Raw genomic sequence first — 18,351 nt, 5'->3', positions numbered from 1 at the left:
CTTTGGGATCGCTATCCTTCTGGTTGCTCGCGGCCATGCTGGCCACATCATTTGCGTGAGGAGAAAACTGCGCCTGCCTGTGGCAGAGCAACATGCCGGCAATTCAAAAAGCGCGCCTCGCTCCCGCCCCGTTTGATCTCACTCACCTCATGCAAGCGTGCTGCCCGTCTTGAGGTAGTGATTCATTTCCTTCTCCCAATCTTTCATAAAACCCGCGTAGCGTTCCGCGGTGAATTGCTGCAGAAAGGTCTCGCCCGCCGGCGTCAACGCAGTGTACTCGTAGGAAACCTCTGCGGTGGTGCCGCCCGCGCCATTGTCGGCCAGGGCGATCTCCAGCTTGCCCACGGTGTGACCGGGCGTGATTTTGTACATCACCACCTCAAAAGCCTTCGGATCGTAGTGGGTGATCACCCAAACCGCCTCGTGCAGCTCTGCCGGCGCGATGAACAGACAGTCCGTCTCGGCATAGCCGGATTGCGAGATCACGAGCCGCGGCTCCCAGTCTCGTTGCCAATCGACCTCGCGCACCGGACACAGCAAAGGAAACACGGCAGCCGGCGGCGCGATCAGCGATTGCGTAAAACTGTGCTTGCGGCGCTTGGGCGGAATGATGGTCATGGGATTTCCTCGGAGTTTGTGGAGTGCTTGTCTGTTTGCCACCTCGAGTCAAGCAGGCCACGAGCCTGCACCGGCTCTCGCCTCCAGCGAAGGCCGCGCGCAGAACACTCACCGGCCGCATTTGAAACACCCTTGTGTCTATTCACAGCGACTCAGCAGGATTGATGTTCTCGTCGGCATGCAGCTTTTTCCAGACTTCACCAGAATGAATGTTCTTCCAGTAGGGCAACGCACTTTTGTGGGTGATGGGGTTGAGTTCGTAGCGATGAAAAAAGGCCCGGCTCTTGGGATAACTGGACAACAAAAAGGGCCGCAGATCCTCCTGCACGTCCGTACGCGTACAGAAAAGAAAGACAAAGCGGAGGTCGAGTTCGTGGTAGAACTCACCCAATCGTCCCTGCAGATAGGAAATCAACTGCCGAAAGGTACGTTGGGTGCCGACGACATCATCCATAATCAGCAGGCGGGCCTCATGTTCTTTGCGGTCGTTTCGTTTAATCCTGATGATCTCCTCGAGATTCTCCCGTGTGACGATGGCGTTGTTCACGGCATTGTCGAAATAATTCTCCATGGAACGATAGGCCCACAAGCAGATCAGCGGAATACGGCTGGCATAGACCAGCCGCAGAATCGTGTCGGCAATGAAAAGCCCGCCGTTGGAAATGCCCATGATGATATGCGGCTCGTACAAGCCGGCGGCCAGCAATTGGCTCAAGATGTTGTTGATCTGCATGGCGCGATTCCAGTACTCATCCCACGTCACACCTTCGGACGCCGAGACGCCTTCAAAAAATCCAGGGCCGGATACTTGCAGATCGGCAAGCGCCTGAAACACCAGACTGTCCGTAATCGACGCCGAAGGCTCCTCCAAAATCTCCAGTGTCCTCAAGATGGCCTTTTCCAGCGAGACTCTGGAACGATTGATCCCATCAAAAAGCGGATCGTATTCCACGATACGAAAGTTCCGGATGTCAAACGGCAACTGTTCCTTGTCCTGCACAATCAGAATTGTGCCGTTGCGGCGCAGGGCATGGCGCACGCCCAGCTCAAAAAAGACATTGGGATTGCGGCCCGTCAAATCCACAATGGTGATATAAGACTTCGCAATGTGCTCGATGATGGAGATGGTGATGTCACCCGGTGACCCTTCATCCAGCTCACGCAACACTTGCGGCTCATACCGGCCCTGCGCCTCTCGCTGTTGGTTGAACCTTGCAAAGGCGGCTTCGACTGCCGGTTTGATGATTTCATTGAAAATGAAATCTGATTCGCGCCGTTTGCCGCCATACTCCGCACCCATACCAAACGGCATGGCCACAAAGCAGGTCTTCTTCATGGATTATCAAACCCTTTCACGCAACCATCTCATACAGCTTCATCGGCGTTGCGTCATGCCAATTCCTGCGAGGCCGCAGCCTGCTGCAAGGGTTCCTGGTATAACCGCGGACTATCGTGTCGCAAGTGCGAGGTCATCGTTGCAGAGTCCCGGCTCCGCCTCCCCGGTCTCATGAGTTGACTTTTTAGCGGAAGATCGCTATAATCGTCTCAGAAAAGCAAAGATGGAGAAAGAAATGAACGCTCAACTCACACTTGACGACATCATGGAAGACCTGGTGGCGGTGGAACCGCTGCTACTGAATTACGAACAGAAGTACAAGGTCCGTACTCCCGATTTCTACCAGCTTTACAAACAGGGGAAACTGGAAGAACGTTGGGACTTCATTGATTGGGCCAGCCTGTACGAAATCAAATTGGATCGGGAACAGGCTTATCAAAGCATGATTCATGAAGCTCTGCAAAACCTACCTCGCAGTGAAAAGCCGTCTTTGCAGCAAGCCTGAGAACCATGGCAAATCCACTTGCCAGTGTCGAGAGCTACAAAAACTGCGTTAATTTCCCCCGCAAAATCAAGCATCATCGTATTCCCGCCCCGGAACTCTCATTTCACCAGCCCAACCTCGCCTTCATCATCGCAGAAGTTGTGCGTGACCTGCTGGCCTGAGGCTGCGTTCCCTTGATTGGTCAAAGCCATTGCAGGTGTCATTCAGAAGGAATCCAGGGAAGTACTCGGCGCCGCGCTCAAATCTTCGCAGGAGCTTGTGAAGATTGGGGCGCAATGCCGGGCATTCCACAAGATTCGTCTGAAAGACATACTGCGTGATCACTGCCACAAACCAAGACAATCGATCGCTGGACATTCCGCTTGCCACGGCATGATCTCATTCAACCACGCAGGCCCGCCAGAAGCTCATTCGCCGGACTCCTCCGGCACGAACCCGACTGCCTGCAGCGCCGGCGCAATCTCGGGATTGGACATGAACAGCCGCCACAACAAACCGCTGCGATAGTTCTCGATCATCACGGTGATCGGCGCCTGATCCAAGCCCATGAAAATATCCGCCACCCAGTTTTGGCCGGGATTGAACGCATCGCGAAAACCGTAAATGCCCCAAAGCTGCGCGCCCAATTCATGGTAGAAATGTTTGAGCGCCGCCATGGACTCCGCGGGCGTGTAGGGAAACGAGGCAAGTGCGCCGGTGGGTGTAAGGGTGCCGTTGTCCTGCCGCGGCACCGCTTCATGCGCGCGATAACCCCAGGGATCATCGCTCGCGGTCAAGCCCCAACTCACCGCGCTGTAGCCGCGATGGCCGCGCGGATTCTCGACGCAATAGGCATGATTGATCAGCGCCAGGTTGCGGTTGTTCTTGAAATAGTTCGTGTAGTGATCCTTTTTGCCGCGCGGATCGAATCCCAGGAAAGAATAGTGCGTGAAGAACAGCGGGCCGCCGCGGCCGACGCCGACGTCCAATTTGAAACCATAGTAGGTGTTGCCGTTGACATACTGATTGCCATGCGTGGTACGGCCCCATTCCTCGCGGTAACGTCGCGCGCGCTCCGACTGCCCCGCCCAGCCGCTGTGATACAGGCTCGCCGGCACGGCATGCGTCGGCGACGCGATAGCCAGCAGATACACGATCATGGTTTCGTTGAACCCGATCAACGGATGATTGATGTGCCAGGCGTGATCCGGCGACCAATGCCAATAGAGAAAATCGCTGTCAGGCTCCTTGCGATACCAGTCCCATTCCACCGTTTCCCACAGCGCGGTGATGCCGGCGACGATTTTGCGTTCCACCGCATCCTTGCCGTTGAAGTACTGCCGCGCCGCCAGCAGCCCTTGCATCAGAAAAGCAGTCTCGACCAGGTCGCCGCCGTTGTCGTACTTGCCGAACAGCGGCAAGACTTTGCCGGTGCTGCCATACATGAAGTGTGGCCACGCGCCGTGAAAACGGTCGGTCTGCTGCAGAAATTCGACGATCTTCAACAGATGCGCGGCGGCCTGCGACCGTGGGACAAAGCCGCGCTCCGCCGCCACCACCAGCGCCATGATGCCGAAGCCGGAAGCCCCGATCGCCACCATTTCATTGTCACCGGGAATGTTTTCCAGCGCCAGCCCGGAAACCGGATGCGCGGATTCCCAATAGTAACGAAAGCAGGCCTCCTGCACCATGGTGAGCAACTCCTCATCCGAAAGCCGGCGGGTGGTGGCCGTGACGGCAGCCGACCGCGGCGATTCGTTGCCGTTCAGATCGATCGCGCTGACTTGGTAGAAGGCTTTTCGTTCGGGCGCACCGAGGAAATCGGCATAGCGGCTGAAATCCACCTTCTGAATGCCGACCGGCTGAAAGTCTTTACCGTCGAGGGAGCGATAGATTTGGTAGGACAGCACGTCCGGCTCGGGGCTGGGCTGCCAGCGCAAGTCGATGTGACGATCGTAGGCCCTGGCCGTCAGTTCCAGCGGCCGGGCCGGTGGTTCCTTGTCGGCAGGATTGCTGTCGAAGATTTTGATTTCATCCAGATAGATCGTGTGCGGCTTGCCGTCGTGCGCTGCCTGCGCGAAGCAAATGGTTTTGATCCTGCTGAGGTTTTCCTCCTTCGTGGAGGCGACAACTTCATGCGGGTTGAGCAGGCGGGCCAGCGCGAACTTCACCTGCCGCCATTGCTGTGCCGGCAAACCGCCGGCGAGCTTGCCCCACGCCACCGGCGGGGTGCCCATGCCCTGCACGTCCTGCAAGTAAATCAGCGGCAATTCTTCTGCGGGGATTTCCTCCGGGGTGAAGCACCAGAATGAAAGCGTGTCCCCGCGGAACAGGATTTCCTGATTGCGCCATTTGCTGTAGTGCACCGCCATCTCCCACTCCCCGCCAAACGCCGAGCGCCACTGCAACCGCAAAGCATTGGGCGGGTTGTGATAGCGCTCGGCCGCCACCGGAATCTTGCCATCAACCAGGGCCAGCTCACTCGGCGGCATGCAGGTGCCGGTGCTGTAGGAGTAGGATTCGGCCGTGAGACTGTTGGCAAAGAAGACGTGTTGATCGTAACGCGACTGGCTCAACGCAGTTCCGAAGCCAAGAAGAATGAGAAGACCGCAGACGCTGCGGACGGGCGGCTGATTCATCTCGCGTTCCTTGTTTGGGCCTCAGCTTTCAAGCTGCACCACGCACAACAGCACAATGATGCCCAGGATCAAATTGGTGGTGGCGAGCATTTTGAGCTGCTGCTGCGCCTTGACGAAGGCCGGCGAGGGCCGCTCGCCGGGCGCCGGCGCCAGCGATCGCGTCTTCGGCACAACGCTGAAGGTGATCACACTGCCGATGATGATCATGATCAACACCAACGCATGCTTGACGGTCAGCACCACCCCATAGGTCGAAGCCGTATCGAGCAGCATTTCCGCCGGAGTTTTGATCAATCCGGTAATCAGCAGCAGCAGGATGCTGCTCCAGGCCACGATGCTGAAGCGCTTGGCCACGGCACCCATGAGCTGGCCGCGCGGGCCCGGATCCAGGGCCTGAGCCGCCGGCATGAGCACTACCGCGGTGTAGGCCATGCCGCCGATCCAAATCACCGTGGCCAGCAAGTGCAACGCATTGACAATGTAATCGACCATGTCGATTCCTCCTCATTACTAACAGAATACATGTGCGAGCCGCGCTGCGTCAGCGCCACCCGCGTCTCACACGGGCGGGGCATAACCAGCGAGCGCTCAGCGGCGCAGGCGGGCGGCCGCCGGCAAATGGCGCCGATGGTGCCAAATGGCCGGCGGAAAACACCTGCCGCCGGCGGTTCTCTTGCCTCAGAAGGTAACGCCCAAACTGAAGCGCTGCGCTGATTCCAACCGGCCGTGATCGGCCCAGGCATAATCCAGGCGGAAGGCATAGCCATCGACCTCGAGGTTCATGCCCGCCCCGAGCGTGACACCGACTTCGGAATCCTTCAAAAAGAGATTCTGATAGCCGCCGCGCAACGCGAGCATTTTGAACAGCAGCCATTCCGCGCCCACACTCATGCTCTCCGTGTTATCGCTGGGATGAAAAGCATTCACCGCAAGGTGTACGACGTTGCTCGGATTGAGGCGCATGGGATAGGTCACGCCCACACGAAAGAGCACCGGCAGCGGATAATCCTCCGTAAAGACCAAGCCGGGGAGCGCGCTGTTGTCGCCGTATTTGTCCGGGTCACGATCGAAAACGAAGCGCAAATCGCGGCCATCATAGCTTGCGGGCAGGCCAAAATTCGAAATACTGGCGCCCAAACGCAAGCCATTTTCCGAGAGGCGATAAACCGTGCCGACGTTGAGGGCAAACGTCGAGAGCGTGCTGTGCCAGATCCGCTCTTGAATGTAATGCACCTGCACGCCGGCGGAAAAACGATCGGAGATCTGCCGGCCGAAGCCGAGGCCGAGCGCAAGATTCGAAACCGTGTAGCGTTCACCGGTGCCCAGCGGTTGTTCGACCGTGCGCACGTCGATTTCGCCGGAACTGAGCGAGGTGACGCTGAGAAAGATGTTGCCCAATTCTCCGGCTTGCAGCGCGGCGGCCGCGTAGTTGTACGAAATATCCGCGAGCCAGGTGCTGTGCGAAAACTGTGCGCTGTAGCCGCTTTGCAGCCCGATCGCGCCGGCATTGTAGTAGGCCGCCGCCACCTCGTCATACATGGCAACCCCGGCGTTGCCCATGGCCGCCAAACGCGCGCTCGGCTCAATCAACAAAAACTGCGCAACGGTGGTGCCGGTTTTGCTTTGCGGATACACGGACGCGCTGAACAACAGAATGGCGAAGAGAACAAGTTTCGATTTCATATTCAGACTCCTTAAACGGGTATTGCTTTTAAGACTTGCCCCAACGGATAGATTAAGACCAGCGGATAAAGCTTTTCACTTTTCATCGGTTGGGCTTCATCCCTCCGTTGACGATATTTTTAAGCCTCGGTCGTTCTTTCACATCTGCTAACAACGCACGCCACGAAGCTCCAGTTGGCTCTTTCCAAAGTTCACGATCAGGCCGGCGGATAATTCAAGCTTTTTGAGAAACGTTTGCATGCGCACGACGTGCTCCGGCAGTATGCGCTCTTGTAAAGCCGCGATGTCACAGAGCATTTGGTTTTCGATGAGCCAAAAGCGCATTGGGTATGAACGGATGATTTCGTTCCCATAGACGACCTCGACAATTTTGCCTTTCTCAAATCCGATTTGCCGGTATTTCAACTCGGATTGCACCAACGCTTGATACGTAGATTTGCCATACCCAAGACCATGGGTTTCCAACACAAACAAAATGGCTTCACGCAATCTAGCTAAAGCTAGTCGCTCTGATTCAGTCAAAGCACCTTTGATATAGCCGTATTCTTCCGCAACCTTCTTGGGTTTTTCTGTGAATGGAATTCGCTTGAACTGAAGCCGAGGAAAACCCCAATTGACCAACAACCCCAATTTCTTTTGCCAGAGTTTGAGGTGCGAAAGAATCTGAATGTAATTCGCCCGCAGAAAACCGCAGCGCAAGCACTTCAACTCGATAATGACCTTCTCGTCTGCAAGGAAGTCTAATTCGATGGTTTTGACCGGCGCGCCGCGATGCAAAATGTGCCGCTGCGGCTTCGAAACGAAGGGGATTCCTGCTTTCATGAACCTCCGAATCACACCTTGATGGTAAGTTTCCTCATCGAAGCCGACTCCGATTTCGTTGTGTACCTCCATCATGCACATGCGCAACTCGTAGGTCAATTCTTGGTGCAGGAGCGGCATACCTCGCCTCCCTTCGAGTGAGAGATTTTGAAGCCTTCGCCACCAGCGGATAGATGAAAGCCAAAGATAAAAAGCCAATAACCTTTCCAGCGAAACCGCTTCAAACTGCTTTATATCAAAAAGGCTTCATCCGTTGGACTTAATCTATCCGCTGGGGACACGCTTTTGAAAATCTCACTTTATTATCGCAAACTTTCCGATATGCTTGCCCAGCGGGCCGGCATCCACATGATAGAGGTACAACCCCGGCGCGATTTCGAGATTGTCTTTCGAACGCAAATCCCACGGCACCATGCCAAAATCGGAGCCGTCATGATGCAGCGTTTGCACCAACTCGCCGCGCACCGTGAAAATGCGAATCGTGCAGTTTTGCGGCAGGTTGCGAAATTCCATTCGCCGCTCGCCGCGGCCGGAGATGGCGAAACGCTCCGCTTCAAAACTCGCCAAGCCGACGTAGGGATTCGGCACGACATATGGCTCTTGCTGTGCCAGGCTCTGCGCGGCCGCCGGGTTGATGAACTCACCGGTGGTGGAAAACGAATATACCTCACCATGTTCGAAGGGATAGATCAACTTCATTTCATAAACATCGCCCAAGGTGGGCACTTGGAGAGAGCCGCGTTGCGCCTGCCCGGTGGTGTCCAATTCCACACGCCAAGTTTCGTAGGCGGTTGGCCGGTTGGGAAGATAGGTGACAACATCGATGAATTCATCCGGGAAGGGCAAACTCAGCGTGCCGTCGTTATCCTTGTCCAGGAAATAGAACTTCATGCGCAGGTCGCCGGCGGCGGTGTGCGCATGAATGCGGAACTTGGTCGGCCGCGAGCGCAGCAAGCCAAAGCCCCGCAGCGAGGTATCGATCGGCACATTGCTGAAGGTGATGGTCATGTCTTCCGGGAAGCCGGGGCGCTTCAGATTGATGGGCAACGGATTGCGATATGTCACTTGCAGGCGTCCGTTGGTGAGGCTCGCCGGCGTAAAACCGCTGGCGGAATCAACCATGACGGTCTTGGGAGTGCTCACGATCGGGAGCAGGCCCTTGCCGACCAGGCCGCTGCCGGCGCCTTCCAAATCGTAGCCGTTGGTGAAAAGCGTGTCGTTGCCGGTCATGTCCACCAAATCAAAAACATTGGCGCGGATGCTGTCCGCGAACAGGCTTCTGAATCTCAGCTCATAGGTGTGATTGTCCGGCACCAGCGCGGAGTTCACCACCTGCACCGCAACACTGCCGGTGCCGCGGCCCGCCACACGAGTGGTATTCGAGGCCTCGGCACGCGTGAAACCCCGCACCCGCGGATTCGGCCGCACCGCGACGACATTCTTCGGCAAGATCGTACCGCCGCGCGGCGTGCGCGAGACCGCAATGGCATTTTCCGAGGGATAAAAGCCCAGGGAATCCGAGCCAAAATCGTAGGCCGTGACCGCATAGTAGTAAAGCTGGCCGTTCGTCACGGTGGTGTCGATAAAGGTGTGCGCCAGGCCGGTGTTGTTGCCCAAATAATACGCCACCCCCTCCACCACTTGCGAGGAGAAGCCTTTTTTGTCATTGACCAAATCGAACTGCGCCAGCGGCTTGCCGTTGCCCAGCGGCCCGGTGCCGCGGCCGGTGCTGATGACCTTGACGTCGCGAAATTCCGGATCCGTGGCGCGGTAAACGCGGTAACCTTCGAAGTCATTTTCGAGCGTGACCGGATCGATGCCGCGCTCGGCTTGATCATCCCAAGCAAGCCGCACATAACCATCGCCGGCCTCTGCGGTGACCGTGGGCATGGGCGGTGGCACCGCGAATTGATAATTGGCGTTGTAGATGAGCTGCACGATTTTGACGGTATTCTCCAGCTCTTCCAAATCCGCGCCGAAGGCCAGCGCCAGGCTGAAGCGCTCCGTCTTCCCGGCCCGCAGCGTGAACGGGCCGGAGGCAAACACAAAACCGATGTTGTAGTTCAAAGCGAGCGGCGGATCGAAACGCTTCGCCGGATCGGGGTCAGTGAATTGATCATACAAACGCTTGGGCCAGTTCTTGCCGTCGTCAAAAAACACGATCCCGTCGACTTCCTGGCTGGGGTTGCCGGCGCCCGCGCGAATACGATTGAATTTGAAACCCGTCAGGCCGATTTGATCCGACTCGTGCAGATCGGTGCGGTCAAAATTCGTTTCACCGTTGGTGGGAATGCCGTCGCCCTCGCCGGTGTCATTGGTGCCAAACACGCCGTCGGCGCCGGTGTCATGCAACTCCGCCACCCAGTCAAAATCTTCATCCCCGGTCCACCAGCGGCCGGCGCGATAAGCCGAACGGCTTTCGACGGTGCCGTGTTCGCGCTCGAAATCCGCCTGATTGTAATTCGCCAGGAAATAGGCTTTGATGTTGTCCTGCCCGGTGATGAGTTGTCCCGGTCCGCCGTCGCGTTTTTCATCGATGATGCCGTCATAGTCGTTGTCGCTGCCGTCGAACGGTTTGCCCGGCGTTTCCAAATAACCATAGCCCAAATAGCCGGTGGGATAGCAATTGGTGCCCAGGGCATCGCCGTGGCCGCCTTTGTCCCAGGTGTAAACGAGATTGAGATTGCCGCGCTTGGTGTAGAAGGCGTTGTCATCATCCGATTCTGCGATGCCGTCGCATGAAATCGAAGAGCCGCCCACGCCGGAATCCATGTACAAGCCGAAGATGATATTCTCGTTGTAGTCGGTGGTGCCTTCATTGGTGATGTCATAGTGCCAGAAGATCACATTGGAGGATTGCGGATTGGCCCACTGAAAGCCGCGCACCTCGATGCGCAGGCCCAAGCCGCGGCGCGTGGAATCACGCTTGTCGGGATAGAAATCCCAGGCATCATAGAAGTCGTCGTCCATCACGGTGTAGCTTTCCTGATCGGCATTGGGCCGCTTGCCGAAGTAGCCGTTCCAACTGCCGGTCCATCCGGGATCATCGGGATCATTCTCCTTGTCCGGCCAGAGATCAGGCCAGGTGCGCGGATCGTTGCTGATCGCGGGCGAGCGGCCCTTGTTGATCCCGGGATCGGGTTGGAAAAATCCCGGGCGCGGCTCGAAACGCATGATGCGATTGCGATAGGGACTGGCTTGTTGCCGCTCGCGAAAGCCGGTTTCCATGAGGTGTGAGGTTTTGCCGTTGTTTTCCTGAATGCGCGCCAGCACGAACGGCGTAATGCCGTCGGTATAGTTCAAGCCGCTGCCTTTGGGCACTTCGGCGGAATGAAACACGCTGAGATCGACGCCGATGGGATCGGGCGGATAATCGCCGACCATGCCATAATTATAGAAAAAGGTGCGGATGCTGGCGGCATCGTGCGTGCCCTGGCGCTCGGCATCGACACGCCCGCGTTTTTCCGGCGGCACCACCGGCTGGAGCTGGGCATGAGCGGCGGCAACTAGCGCCAACCACGAGATACACAACATGAGTCTGCATTTCATAACTTGAGTCTCCTTGACTGAACGAAAGGCCAAAGCAGCGCTGCGTGTCGCGGCCAACAGGCCTAGCGGGCGCTCACCGTCAATCCCACTTCGAGGCGGCGCGGCGGATAGTAGCGGTTCGGATCGGCGAGCGTCGTGCGATCGGTTTCAGGATTCAAAGAATAGTCCGGGCTGCCGGTGCTGCTGAAGATGAAGCCGTTGGAGTAACGGCCATCCAACACGTTGAAGCCGCGCAGGAACGCGCTCATGTCAAAGCCGGCAAGTTGGAAGAATTTCTCCGCGCGCACGTCCACCAGCACGAACGCGGGCTTGCGGCCGGAGTTGGCTTCCAAATCGGCGCCGAAGCCGGACCCGATTTCCGGCGTATAGGGCTGGCCGCCGCCGTAGCGGAGGATGGTGCTGATGGCAAAATCACCGGGCTGGTCGAGGGTGATCGTTGCGTTGAGTGTATGGCGCTGGTCCCAGTTGAGCGGCACTTGCCGCGGCCGCGGGTCTTCGCCGGCCGAGGCGCGCGTCGCGGTTTCGCGCGGATCGCTGGAGTTGCCCTGCGCGCGCTGCCAGGTGTAATCGAGCATGGTGCTGATCAGGCCGAGGCGGCGCTGATCGAGCGCGATGGTGAAACCGAGCACGTTGCCGAAATCGACGTTGGTCAAGCGCGCATACTCCGCGGCCGCATAGGTTGAAATGAATTCCACGCCCAGCAAGTCGCGAATGTCTTTGTAGAAGATGCTGAAATCCAGGCCGAGGAAATCCGTAAGCGCGTGCTTGTAGCCGAACTCGTATTGCACCGTGCGCTCGGGCTTGATGTCGGGATTGCCGAACACGCTGTAGTTGCTCGCGCCCGCTTGCAGCTCGCTCAACAGCGAGTAATCGGAATTATTGAAGAGCTGGCCGAGGCCGGGATATTGATAGAAATGGCCATACGCAAAGAACAGCGCCGCCGTGGTGGAGATGGGATACGACACGCCGATGCGCGGCGCCAGCGAGGATTTCGCCGTGGTCGAGCGCGGCACGGATTGCGGCGCGCCTTGAATCGCGTTCGCGGGATTCTGCAAATCGCTGGGCAGCGTCGCGCGCGCGTCGAAGTATTCCCAGCGCGCGCCCGCGCGCACGATCAAATCCTGCCATTCGATTTGATCCTGCGCATAAGCCGCGAACGTAATGGGATTGTAGGTTTCCAGCTCTTGAAACGAATACAGCGGCGTGCTGAACAGACGGCGCTCGATCAAGGTGCCGCCCGGGCTGTAAATCAGCCCCGGCACGCCGAAGCTCAAATCCGAGGATTGGAATTCGGCGCCGAGTTTGAGCAAATGATCACGCTTCACCTGGCTGGTCAGGCTGCCTTTGAAAACGAAGCTGTTGGTGCGTTGTTTGAAGCGATTGAGATCGACACCTTGCACGCTCACTCCCAGGTTGTAGTTGGCATCGCCTTGCGCCGGGCCGGCCGCGTCATAGCGCGGATCATCAAAATCCTCATACACGAAGTCATGATAGTCGAACAGATTCTGCCGGAAGCTCAAATTGTAAAACGTGTTCTTGGAAACCGTATGCGTCACATCGAAGCCATGAACGAGCGAATAGGTGCGTTGCTTGGAAGCGCCGTCAGGGTTAAAGAAAAAGCTGAAATTGTAGCGCTTGTTGTCAATCCAGTTGCCCAGGGCTTGATAGGACAGTTCGAGGTTGTTCCACGCGCGATTCGTGATTTTCACCAGGCCCGACCACTCCCGCGAGTAGGCCAGCGGCACCTCGGCGCTGTCGCCGGTGGGCGTGAACACCCGGCTTTGAAAATCCGCGCGGTCCGTGGGATTGAAGGCCCGAACGCCATAGATGTAACCGTCATCCACGTAGCGCCGCCCGCTGACAATAAAATAGGTTTTGGGCAAACCCACCGGCCCGCTCACGCTGAGCTGATAATTCTGCCGGGCCAGCGGCCGGAATTCATCATTCACTCTACGGCGATCGCCGCTGGTAAACACATAGTCGCTCGCAAACGCTTCGGCATTCCACTTGAAAAAATCCGCGCCGGTCTTGAGCACGGCATTGACCACGCCGCTCATCGCCTGGCCGTATTCCGCATCGAACGTGCCGCTGATGACCTGCACCTCCTGCAACAGCGAACGATCGATGCGCAGGGTCGAGTTATTGTCGTAGGGATTGTTGACCGTGACGCCGTTGATCTGGTATTGCACCTCGCCCAGGCGGCCGCCGCGAAAGTGGCCGTCCACCACGCCCGCCTGCAGATTCACCACGTCATTCAGCTCCTGCACCGGCAGCGTGGCAATATTCTCACTGGTGACCGTGGCCACGGAACTGGTCAAATTCGTCTCGACGACGGGGCGCTGCGCCGTCACCACCACTTCCTCACCGGCGAGCGTCTCCTCGCTCAACTCGACGTTCTGTACCGTGGTCTTGTCGCTGGTAATCAAAATGTTTTGGATCACCATCGTTTGGTAGCCGATGATGCTGTACTGCACGCGATACGTTCCGGGCGGGATGTTGAGAATGTTGTAGTAGCCTTCGGCATCGGCGGCGGCGCCCAGCGCGGTTCCCGCCAACACGACGCTCGCGCCGGGCAGCGGCTGCTTCTGCGTGTCCAAGACACGGCCCGAGAGCTTGCCGGTGGTGCCGGCATGGGCAACCGAACCAATCATGAGCAGAAAAGCCAAAATCATCGTGGGCATTTGCCTTTGCCATCCCGGCCGGCGATGGAAAGGACTGCGGACTGGAAGCATTGGAAGGAACATACTCGCCTCTCTGCCAAAATGAACGTGGGACTTTAGAGGGTTTCGAAGAAAACAAATCGCAGAATTATTTCTGAGTTAGTTTTGATTTCTAGCGGTCATTTCGTTCTACAGCGTTAACCATACACTTTCTTCTTTAGAAGACCGGTTTGCCCCCAACGCGGCCGCATGTAACGGCCCCTGGGCAGCGCCCTGGGACCGATAAAATCTATCGCGCCTAGCCCTGCAGAGGCGGCCTTCCTGACCTGGCTTTATGGCGCCCCTTTGGGGCTTGGTGATTTCTCCCGATTGCGGCTTTTCCGGGGCGTTGCCCTGCGCTGCTACATTTCGCCCCCTTCAGGCTGTTGATCTGTGCGAAAAGAATCGACTTTACGTTCTACGCCAGATTTTAGACAAGCTGAAATCTAAAACCCGCGGGCAGCAATAAGCCCGATTCATACACTGTTGTCTCGCACGAAGTATCCACCACCACTGTCATCCAACTGTCATCCAGCAAGGATCCTGTGAAGATCGAGGCACACTGCCGTGTCATTCACTTCAAAGGCTCACCGCGAAGACGCGAAGATCGCGAAGATCGCGAAGAAGGACTCTCTTGATTTTGAAACTCCGCGCTCTCCGCGGCTCCGCGGTGCAAACGGTTGCTTTGTGGGCAAGAATCTTTCATAATGTTATTCTAACTTGCCGCGCCCCATGGCATACTCTCATCGTGATAAAAGGCCAACTTGACCCCATGTAACGGCCCCTGGGCGGCGCCCTGGGAACCGGGAAAATTCATTGCATATCGCCCTGACGGGGCGGCATTCCTGACGTGGTTCGAGGGCGCCCCGGTCGGGGCTTGGTGATACCTCATGATTACCGATTTCCCAGGGCGTTGCCCTTCGCTGCTACATTTTGCCCCTTGGGCTATTGGCCTGTGCCATGGAATTCGACTTTGCGTGGTCGTGTGAGCTGCACCGCTGACACGAATTCTCATGAATGCGACAACTGCACAGCAAGTGAGCCTTCCGGAGCTTGCACTCCGGAAGGCTCATTGAGGCCGCATGGCCTTATTTGATTACCATCATTCTGCCGTAGAGGGTCGATTGCTTCTTTCCGCTCGGGGCAGTCATCTGCAAACGATAGAAATACGCGCCGGAGGTGAAGTCTTTGGCTTCGAATACGGCTTCATGCCGGCCGGCCGCTTTCATGCCCAGTTCCTTGACCAGCACGCTGCGCCCGAGGATGTCGTACACCTTGAGCGTCACCAAGCCGGCCTCGGGCATGCCGAAGCTGATCGTCGTGGAGGGATTGAACGGATTGGGATAGTTGCCGTAGAGGGTGAAAACCTGCGGGAGGCCTTCCGCGCCGGCGCGGTCTTGCACGCCAGTGACGATGGTGTTGGGATCCATATAAGCCCACACCGGCGAGGCGTTATTGCCGCGCTCTTTGAACCACCACGTCCAGTTGCCGTAGTCATCGGTGGGATTCGGGCGGGTGTCGCCATCGAACAACAAGGCACCCAGGAAAATCACGCCATCGCCGCGGCCGGCGGGATAACCGACCTTGGTCAGATCGATGGCCAACTCAATGAAAAAGCCTTCATCCACATCCGCGGGGTTGTTGATCGTGGTATTGGGCTTCATGGTAACTGCCGCGGTGACCGCATCGGCTACCTCCGTAACCAACGAGCCTCCGAGAACGGTTTGGCCGGCCGGGTCGAAACGCACGATGACTTCGCGTCCCAAGAGATCATGATTGTCCGGCTCGCGCACGACGCGATCGTTGATCATGAAGCGGATGCCGTCCCATTGCGCATCGGTGTCCACCGCAATCACGGCGCCGTCGCGCGCATCCACGCCGAGGTACAGCATATCATCTTTGAAGAAATATTTGAACGTGGCGTCGCCGGGATCCAGAACCGCGGCGCGCCCGCCGCCGACTTCCGGCTGGAACTGGCCGCTGGCAAGCGGGCCAATGCTGGGATAGGTCGCCCGCAGCGCGGTATCGCCGAAGCGCACGTCAAAACTCGGCGCCTTGGCCCACACCGGCTCGTTCAACTGGCCGTCGATCGCGGGCGTGGCATAATTCACCGCGTTGGGAATGATCAACTCCGGGCCCAGCTCCGGCAGCGTCTGAGTGTTGACGGTCACATCCGGCCGCGCATGAATGCGCACGGTGTTGCTCAGCGGCGCGCTGAACGGACCCTGGAACCAGGTGCGGTTGCCGCTCAGCTTGCCCGGAATCACCGGCCATTGCCAGTCGGTGTCATAGATCGAAATGTTGAAACTGACGATATCGCCTTCGGGCCGCGTCACGTCATAGCCGCGCGGGGTCAGGTTCAGCCGGAATTCCATGGTGTAGCCCGCATCCGGCACCGTATCGGAATTGGTAATGCCTGCCACCGTGGTCACGGCATCCCAAATCTCCAAATTCTCCGGCGTGCGCGGGCCGCCGGCAGCGCCGAAAAAGCTCGGCAATGCGCCGATGTTTCCCGTTGCCGGATCGGCCCACGGTTCCGTTACCCAGCCATAGAAATATTCAAACGACGGCGCCGGACGATCCGGAGATTCCTTCCGCCGAATGTTCATCAACACGCCGTCGAAGCGGTTGAACAGGCCGCCGCCCACGGAGCTGTCTTTCACTGCCACGCCCAAATACAATTGATTGCCCACCACCAAAAACTTCAAGGTCGCATCCAGCGGGTCGGTGGGCACGGCCCCGCCTTCATTGCGCCAGCCGCTGCCGGGGATGCCGGCATCTTTGCCATATTGCAGCCGGACCGGTTCCGCCTTGGACCAGGCGGGTTCGTCCAGTTTGCCGTCGAGCGTGATCGTGCCATCCACCACGGTGCGCGCCCAGACCGCGTCCGCGCGTTCGCGAGCACCGGGCTCGCCGCCGGGAACGAACGTATTCGGATCCATGTACGCCCACACCGGCGAGGCGTTATTGCCGCGCTCCTTGAACCACCAGGTCCAGTTGCCGTAATCATCCGTCGGGTTGGGACGCGTATCGCCGTCAAACAACAACGCGCCCAGCCAGGCCACGCCATCGCCGCGGCCGCCGGGATAGCCGAGCTTGGTCAGATCGATAGCCAACTCGATGAAGAAGCCTTCATCCACATCAGCAGGATTGTTGATGGTGGTATTGGGCTTCATGGTGACGCCTACCGCGGCGCCGCCCAGGGGCAGCAGGTCAGTCAAATAGCCGCCAGTCACCGGTTTTCCCGTGGCATCGAACCGCACAATAAATTCGCGGCCGATGAGATCGTGATTCTCCGGATCGCGCGCCACGCGATCATTGATCATGAAGCGGATGCCGTCCCACTGTGCGTCGGTGTCCACGGCAATCACCGCGCCGTCGCGCACATCCACGCCAACATACAACCAGTCGCCCTTGAAAAAGTATTTGAACGTCGCGTCGCCCGGATCCAGCACCGCGGCGCGGCCGCCGCCGACTTCCGGCTGGAACTGGCCGCTGGCAAGCGGGCCGATGCTGGGATAAGTCTCGCGCAGCGCGGTATCGCCGAAGCGCACGTCGAAACTCGGAGCCTTCGCCCAAACCGCCTCATCCAGAATGCCGTCGATTTCCGGCGCGTTGTAGTGCTCGGCGTTGGGGACGATCAGCTCAGGCTCCACTTCCGGAACCTCGCCGGAGCTGACGGTCACGTCCGGCCGCGCATGAATGCGAACGGTGTTGCTCAGCGGCGCGCTGAACGGACCCTGGAACCACGTGCGGTTGCCGCTCAGCTTGCCCGGAATCACCGGCCATTGCCAGTCCGTGTCATAAATCGAAATGTTGAAGCTGACGATGTCGCCCTGGGGCCGCGTCACGTCATAGCCGCGCGGGGTCAGGTTCAGCCGGAATTCCATCGTGTAACCAACATCGGGCAGGGTATCGGAATTGCTGATGCCTTGCACCGTGGTCACGGCATCCCAAATTTCTAAATTCTCGGGCGTGCGCGGGCCGCCCGCAGCGCCAAAAAAGCTCGGCAAGGCGCCGATGTTTCCGGTGGCCGGATCTGCCCACGGTTCCGTCACCCAGCCGTAGAAATATTCAAACGGCGGCGCCGGACGATCAGGAGATTCCTTGCGGCGAAGGTTCATCAACACGCCATCAAAGCGGTTGAACAAGCCGCCGCCCACGGAGCTGTCCTTCACCGCCAGCCCCAAATACAATTGATTGCCCACCACCAGGAATTTCAGGGTCGCATCCAGCGGGTCGGTGGGTACGGCCCCGCCTTCATTGCGCCAGCCACTGCCGGGATCGCCGGCGTTTTGGCCGTATTTGATCAAAACGCTCTCCGCGTTATTCCACGCCGGCTCATCCAATTTGCCGTCCAGCGTGATCGAGCCCTCGACCACCCGGCGCGCCCAGATTGCGTCAGTGCGCGCAGTTTGGCCGAAGGCGGCAAACGCAAACGCCAGCAAGAAGCCGGCGGCCAGCACGTTGGAAAATCTTGTTCTCATGGAATTCCCTTCGCAGGTTGAGAGTGAATAGTCC

The 18,351-nt window shown here is 58.1% G+C and carries 11 protein-coding genes; 2 read left to right on the top strand and 9 right to left on the bottom strand.

Annotated elements, in window-relative coordinates:
* Nucleotides 1–147: 147 nt before the first annotated feature.
* Nucleotides 148–618: a hypothetical protein gene (locus tag L6R21_18805; GenBank protein MCK6561250.1), complete on the bottom strand. Its 471-nt coding sequence runs from the start codon at nucleotides 616–618 to the stop codon at nucleotides 148–150.
* 142 nt (nucleotides 619–760) lie between these two features.
* Nucleotides 761–1,954, bottom strand: a complete 1,194-nt coding sequence (locus L6R21_18800; protein ID MCK6561249.1) for a hypothetical protein — start codon at nucleotides 1,952–1,954, stop codon at nucleotides 761–763.
* Nucleotides 1,955–2,189: 235 nt separating this feature from the next.
* Here L6R21_18800 and L6R21_18795 point away from each other — a divergent pair, with 235 nt between their 5' ends.
* A complete protein-coding gene (locus tag L6R21_18795) occupies nucleotides 2,190–2,459 on the top strand; it encodes a hypothetical protein (protein ID MCK6561248.1) in 270 nt (89 codons plus the stop codon).
* Between the two features lie 5 nt (nucleotides 2,460–2,464).
* A complete protein-coding gene (locus L6R21_18790) occupies nucleotides 2,465–2,620 on the top strand; it encodes a hypothetical protein (protein ID MCK6561247.1) in 156 nt (51 codons plus the stop codon).
* 246 nt (nucleotides 2,621–2,866) lie between these two features.
* Here L6R21_18790 and L6R21_18785 read toward each other — a convergent pair whose 3' ends face one another.
* The 7 genes from L6R21_18785 to L6R21_18755 form a co-directional block, all read right to left on the bottom strand.
* Nucleotides 2,867–5,077 carry a hypothetical protein gene (locus tag L6R21_18785; GenBank protein MCK6561246.1) on the bottom strand — a complete coding sequence of 737 codons (2,211 nt, stop codon included), beginning with the start codon at nucleotides 5,075–5,077 and terminating at the stop codon, nucleotides 2,867–2,869.
* A gap of 21 nt (nucleotides 5,078–5,098) precedes the next feature.
* Nucleotides 5,099–5,569 carry a CopD family protein gene (locus L6R21_18780; GenBank protein ID MCK6561245.1) on the bottom strand — a complete coding sequence of 157 codons (471 nt, stop codon included), beginning with the start codon at nucleotides 5,567–5,569 and terminating at the stop codon, nucleotides 5,099–5,101.
* Between the two features lie 186 nt (nucleotides 5,570–5,755).
* A complete protein-coding gene (locus tag L6R21_18775) occupies nucleotides 5,756–6,760 on the bottom strand; it encodes a PorV/PorQ family protein (protein MCK6561244.1) in 1,005 nt (334 codons plus the stop codon).
* A gap of 147 nt (nucleotides 6,761–6,907) precedes the next feature.
* A complete protein-coding gene (locus tag L6R21_18770; protein ID MCK6561243.1) occupies nucleotides 6,908–7,702 on the bottom strand; it encodes a GxxExxY protein in 795 nt (264 codons plus the stop codon).
* Between the two features lie 174 nt (nucleotides 7,703–7,876).
* The gene (locus tag L6R21_18765) at nucleotides 7,877–11,131 is read right to left on the bottom strand and encodes a hypothetical protein (GenBank protein ID MCK6561242.1); all 3,255 of its coding nucleotides are present in this window, start codon (nucleotides 11,129–11,131) and stop codon (nucleotides 7,877–7,879) included.
* Between the two features lie 62 nt (nucleotides 11,132–11,193).
* Nucleotides 11,194–13,812 carry a TonB-dependent receptor gene (locus L6R21_18760; protein ID MCK6561241.1) on the bottom strand — a complete coding sequence of 873 codons (2,619 nt, stop codon included), beginning with the start codon at nucleotides 13,810–13,812 and terminating at the stop codon, nucleotides 11,194–11,196.
* 1,106 nt (nucleotides 13,813–14,918) lie between these two features.
* Nucleotides 14,919–18,317 carry a T9SS type A sorting domain-containing protein gene (locus L6R21_18755; protein ID MCK6561240.1) on the bottom strand — a complete coding sequence of 1,133 codons (3,399 nt, stop codon included), beginning with the start codon at nucleotides 18,315–18,317 and terminating at the stop codon, nucleotides 14,919–14,921.
* Nucleotides 18,318–18,351: the final 34 nt, after the last annotated feature.

The sequence above is a fragment of the bacterium genome (assembly GCA_023150945.1).
GTDB lineage: Bacteria > Zhuqueibacterota > Zhuqueibacteria > Zhuqueibacterales > Zhuqueibacteraceae > Coneutiohabitans.
The sequence above is the reverse complement of the archived record's forward strand: the minus strand, read 5'-3'. Positions and strand labels throughout refer to the sequence as shown.

Coding starts and splice junctions, on each gene's coding strand:
- L6R21_18760 (MCK6561241.1), bottom strand. CDS start 13,812: ATGCCCACGATGATTTTGGCTTTTCTGCTCATGATTGGTTCGGTTGCC.
- L6R21_18780 (MCK6561245.1), bottom strand. CDS start 5,569: ATGGTCGATTACATTGTCAATGCGTTGCACTTGCTGGCCACGGTGATT.
- L6R21_18800 (MCK6561249.1), bottom strand. CDS start 1,954: ATGAAGAAGACCTGCTTTGTGGCCATGCCGTTTGGTATGGGTGCGGAG.
- L6R21_18755 (MCK6561240.1), bottom strand. CDS start 18,317: ATGAGAACAAGATTTTCCAACGTGCTGGCCGCCGGCTTCTTGCTGGCG.
- L6R21_18785 (MCK6561246.1), bottom strand. CDS start 5,077: ATGAATCAGCCGCCCGTCCGCAGCGTCTGCGGTCTTCTCATTCTTCTT.
- L6R21_18790 (MCK6561247.1), top strand. CDS start 2,465: ATGGCAAATCCACTTGCCAGTGTCGAGAGCTACAAAAACTGCGTTAAT.
- L6R21_18770 (MCK6561243.1), bottom strand. CDS start 7,702: ATGCCGCTCCTGCACCAAGAATTGACCTACGAGTTGCGCATGTGCATG.
- L6R21_18775 (MCK6561244.1), bottom strand. CDS start 6,760: ATGAAATCGAAACTTGTTCTCTTCGCCATTCTGTTGTTCAGCGCGTCC.
- L6R21_18795 (MCK6561248.1), top strand. CDS start 2,190: ATGAACGCTCAACTCACACTTGACGACATCATGGAAGACCTGGTGGCG.
- L6R21_18805 (MCK6561250.1), bottom strand. CDS start 618: ATGACCATCATTCCGCCCAAGCGCCGCAAGCACAGTTTTACGCAATCG.
- L6R21_18765 (MCK6561242.1), bottom strand. CDS start 11,131: ATGAAATGCAGACTCATGTTGTGTATCTCGTGGTTGGCGCTAGTTGCC.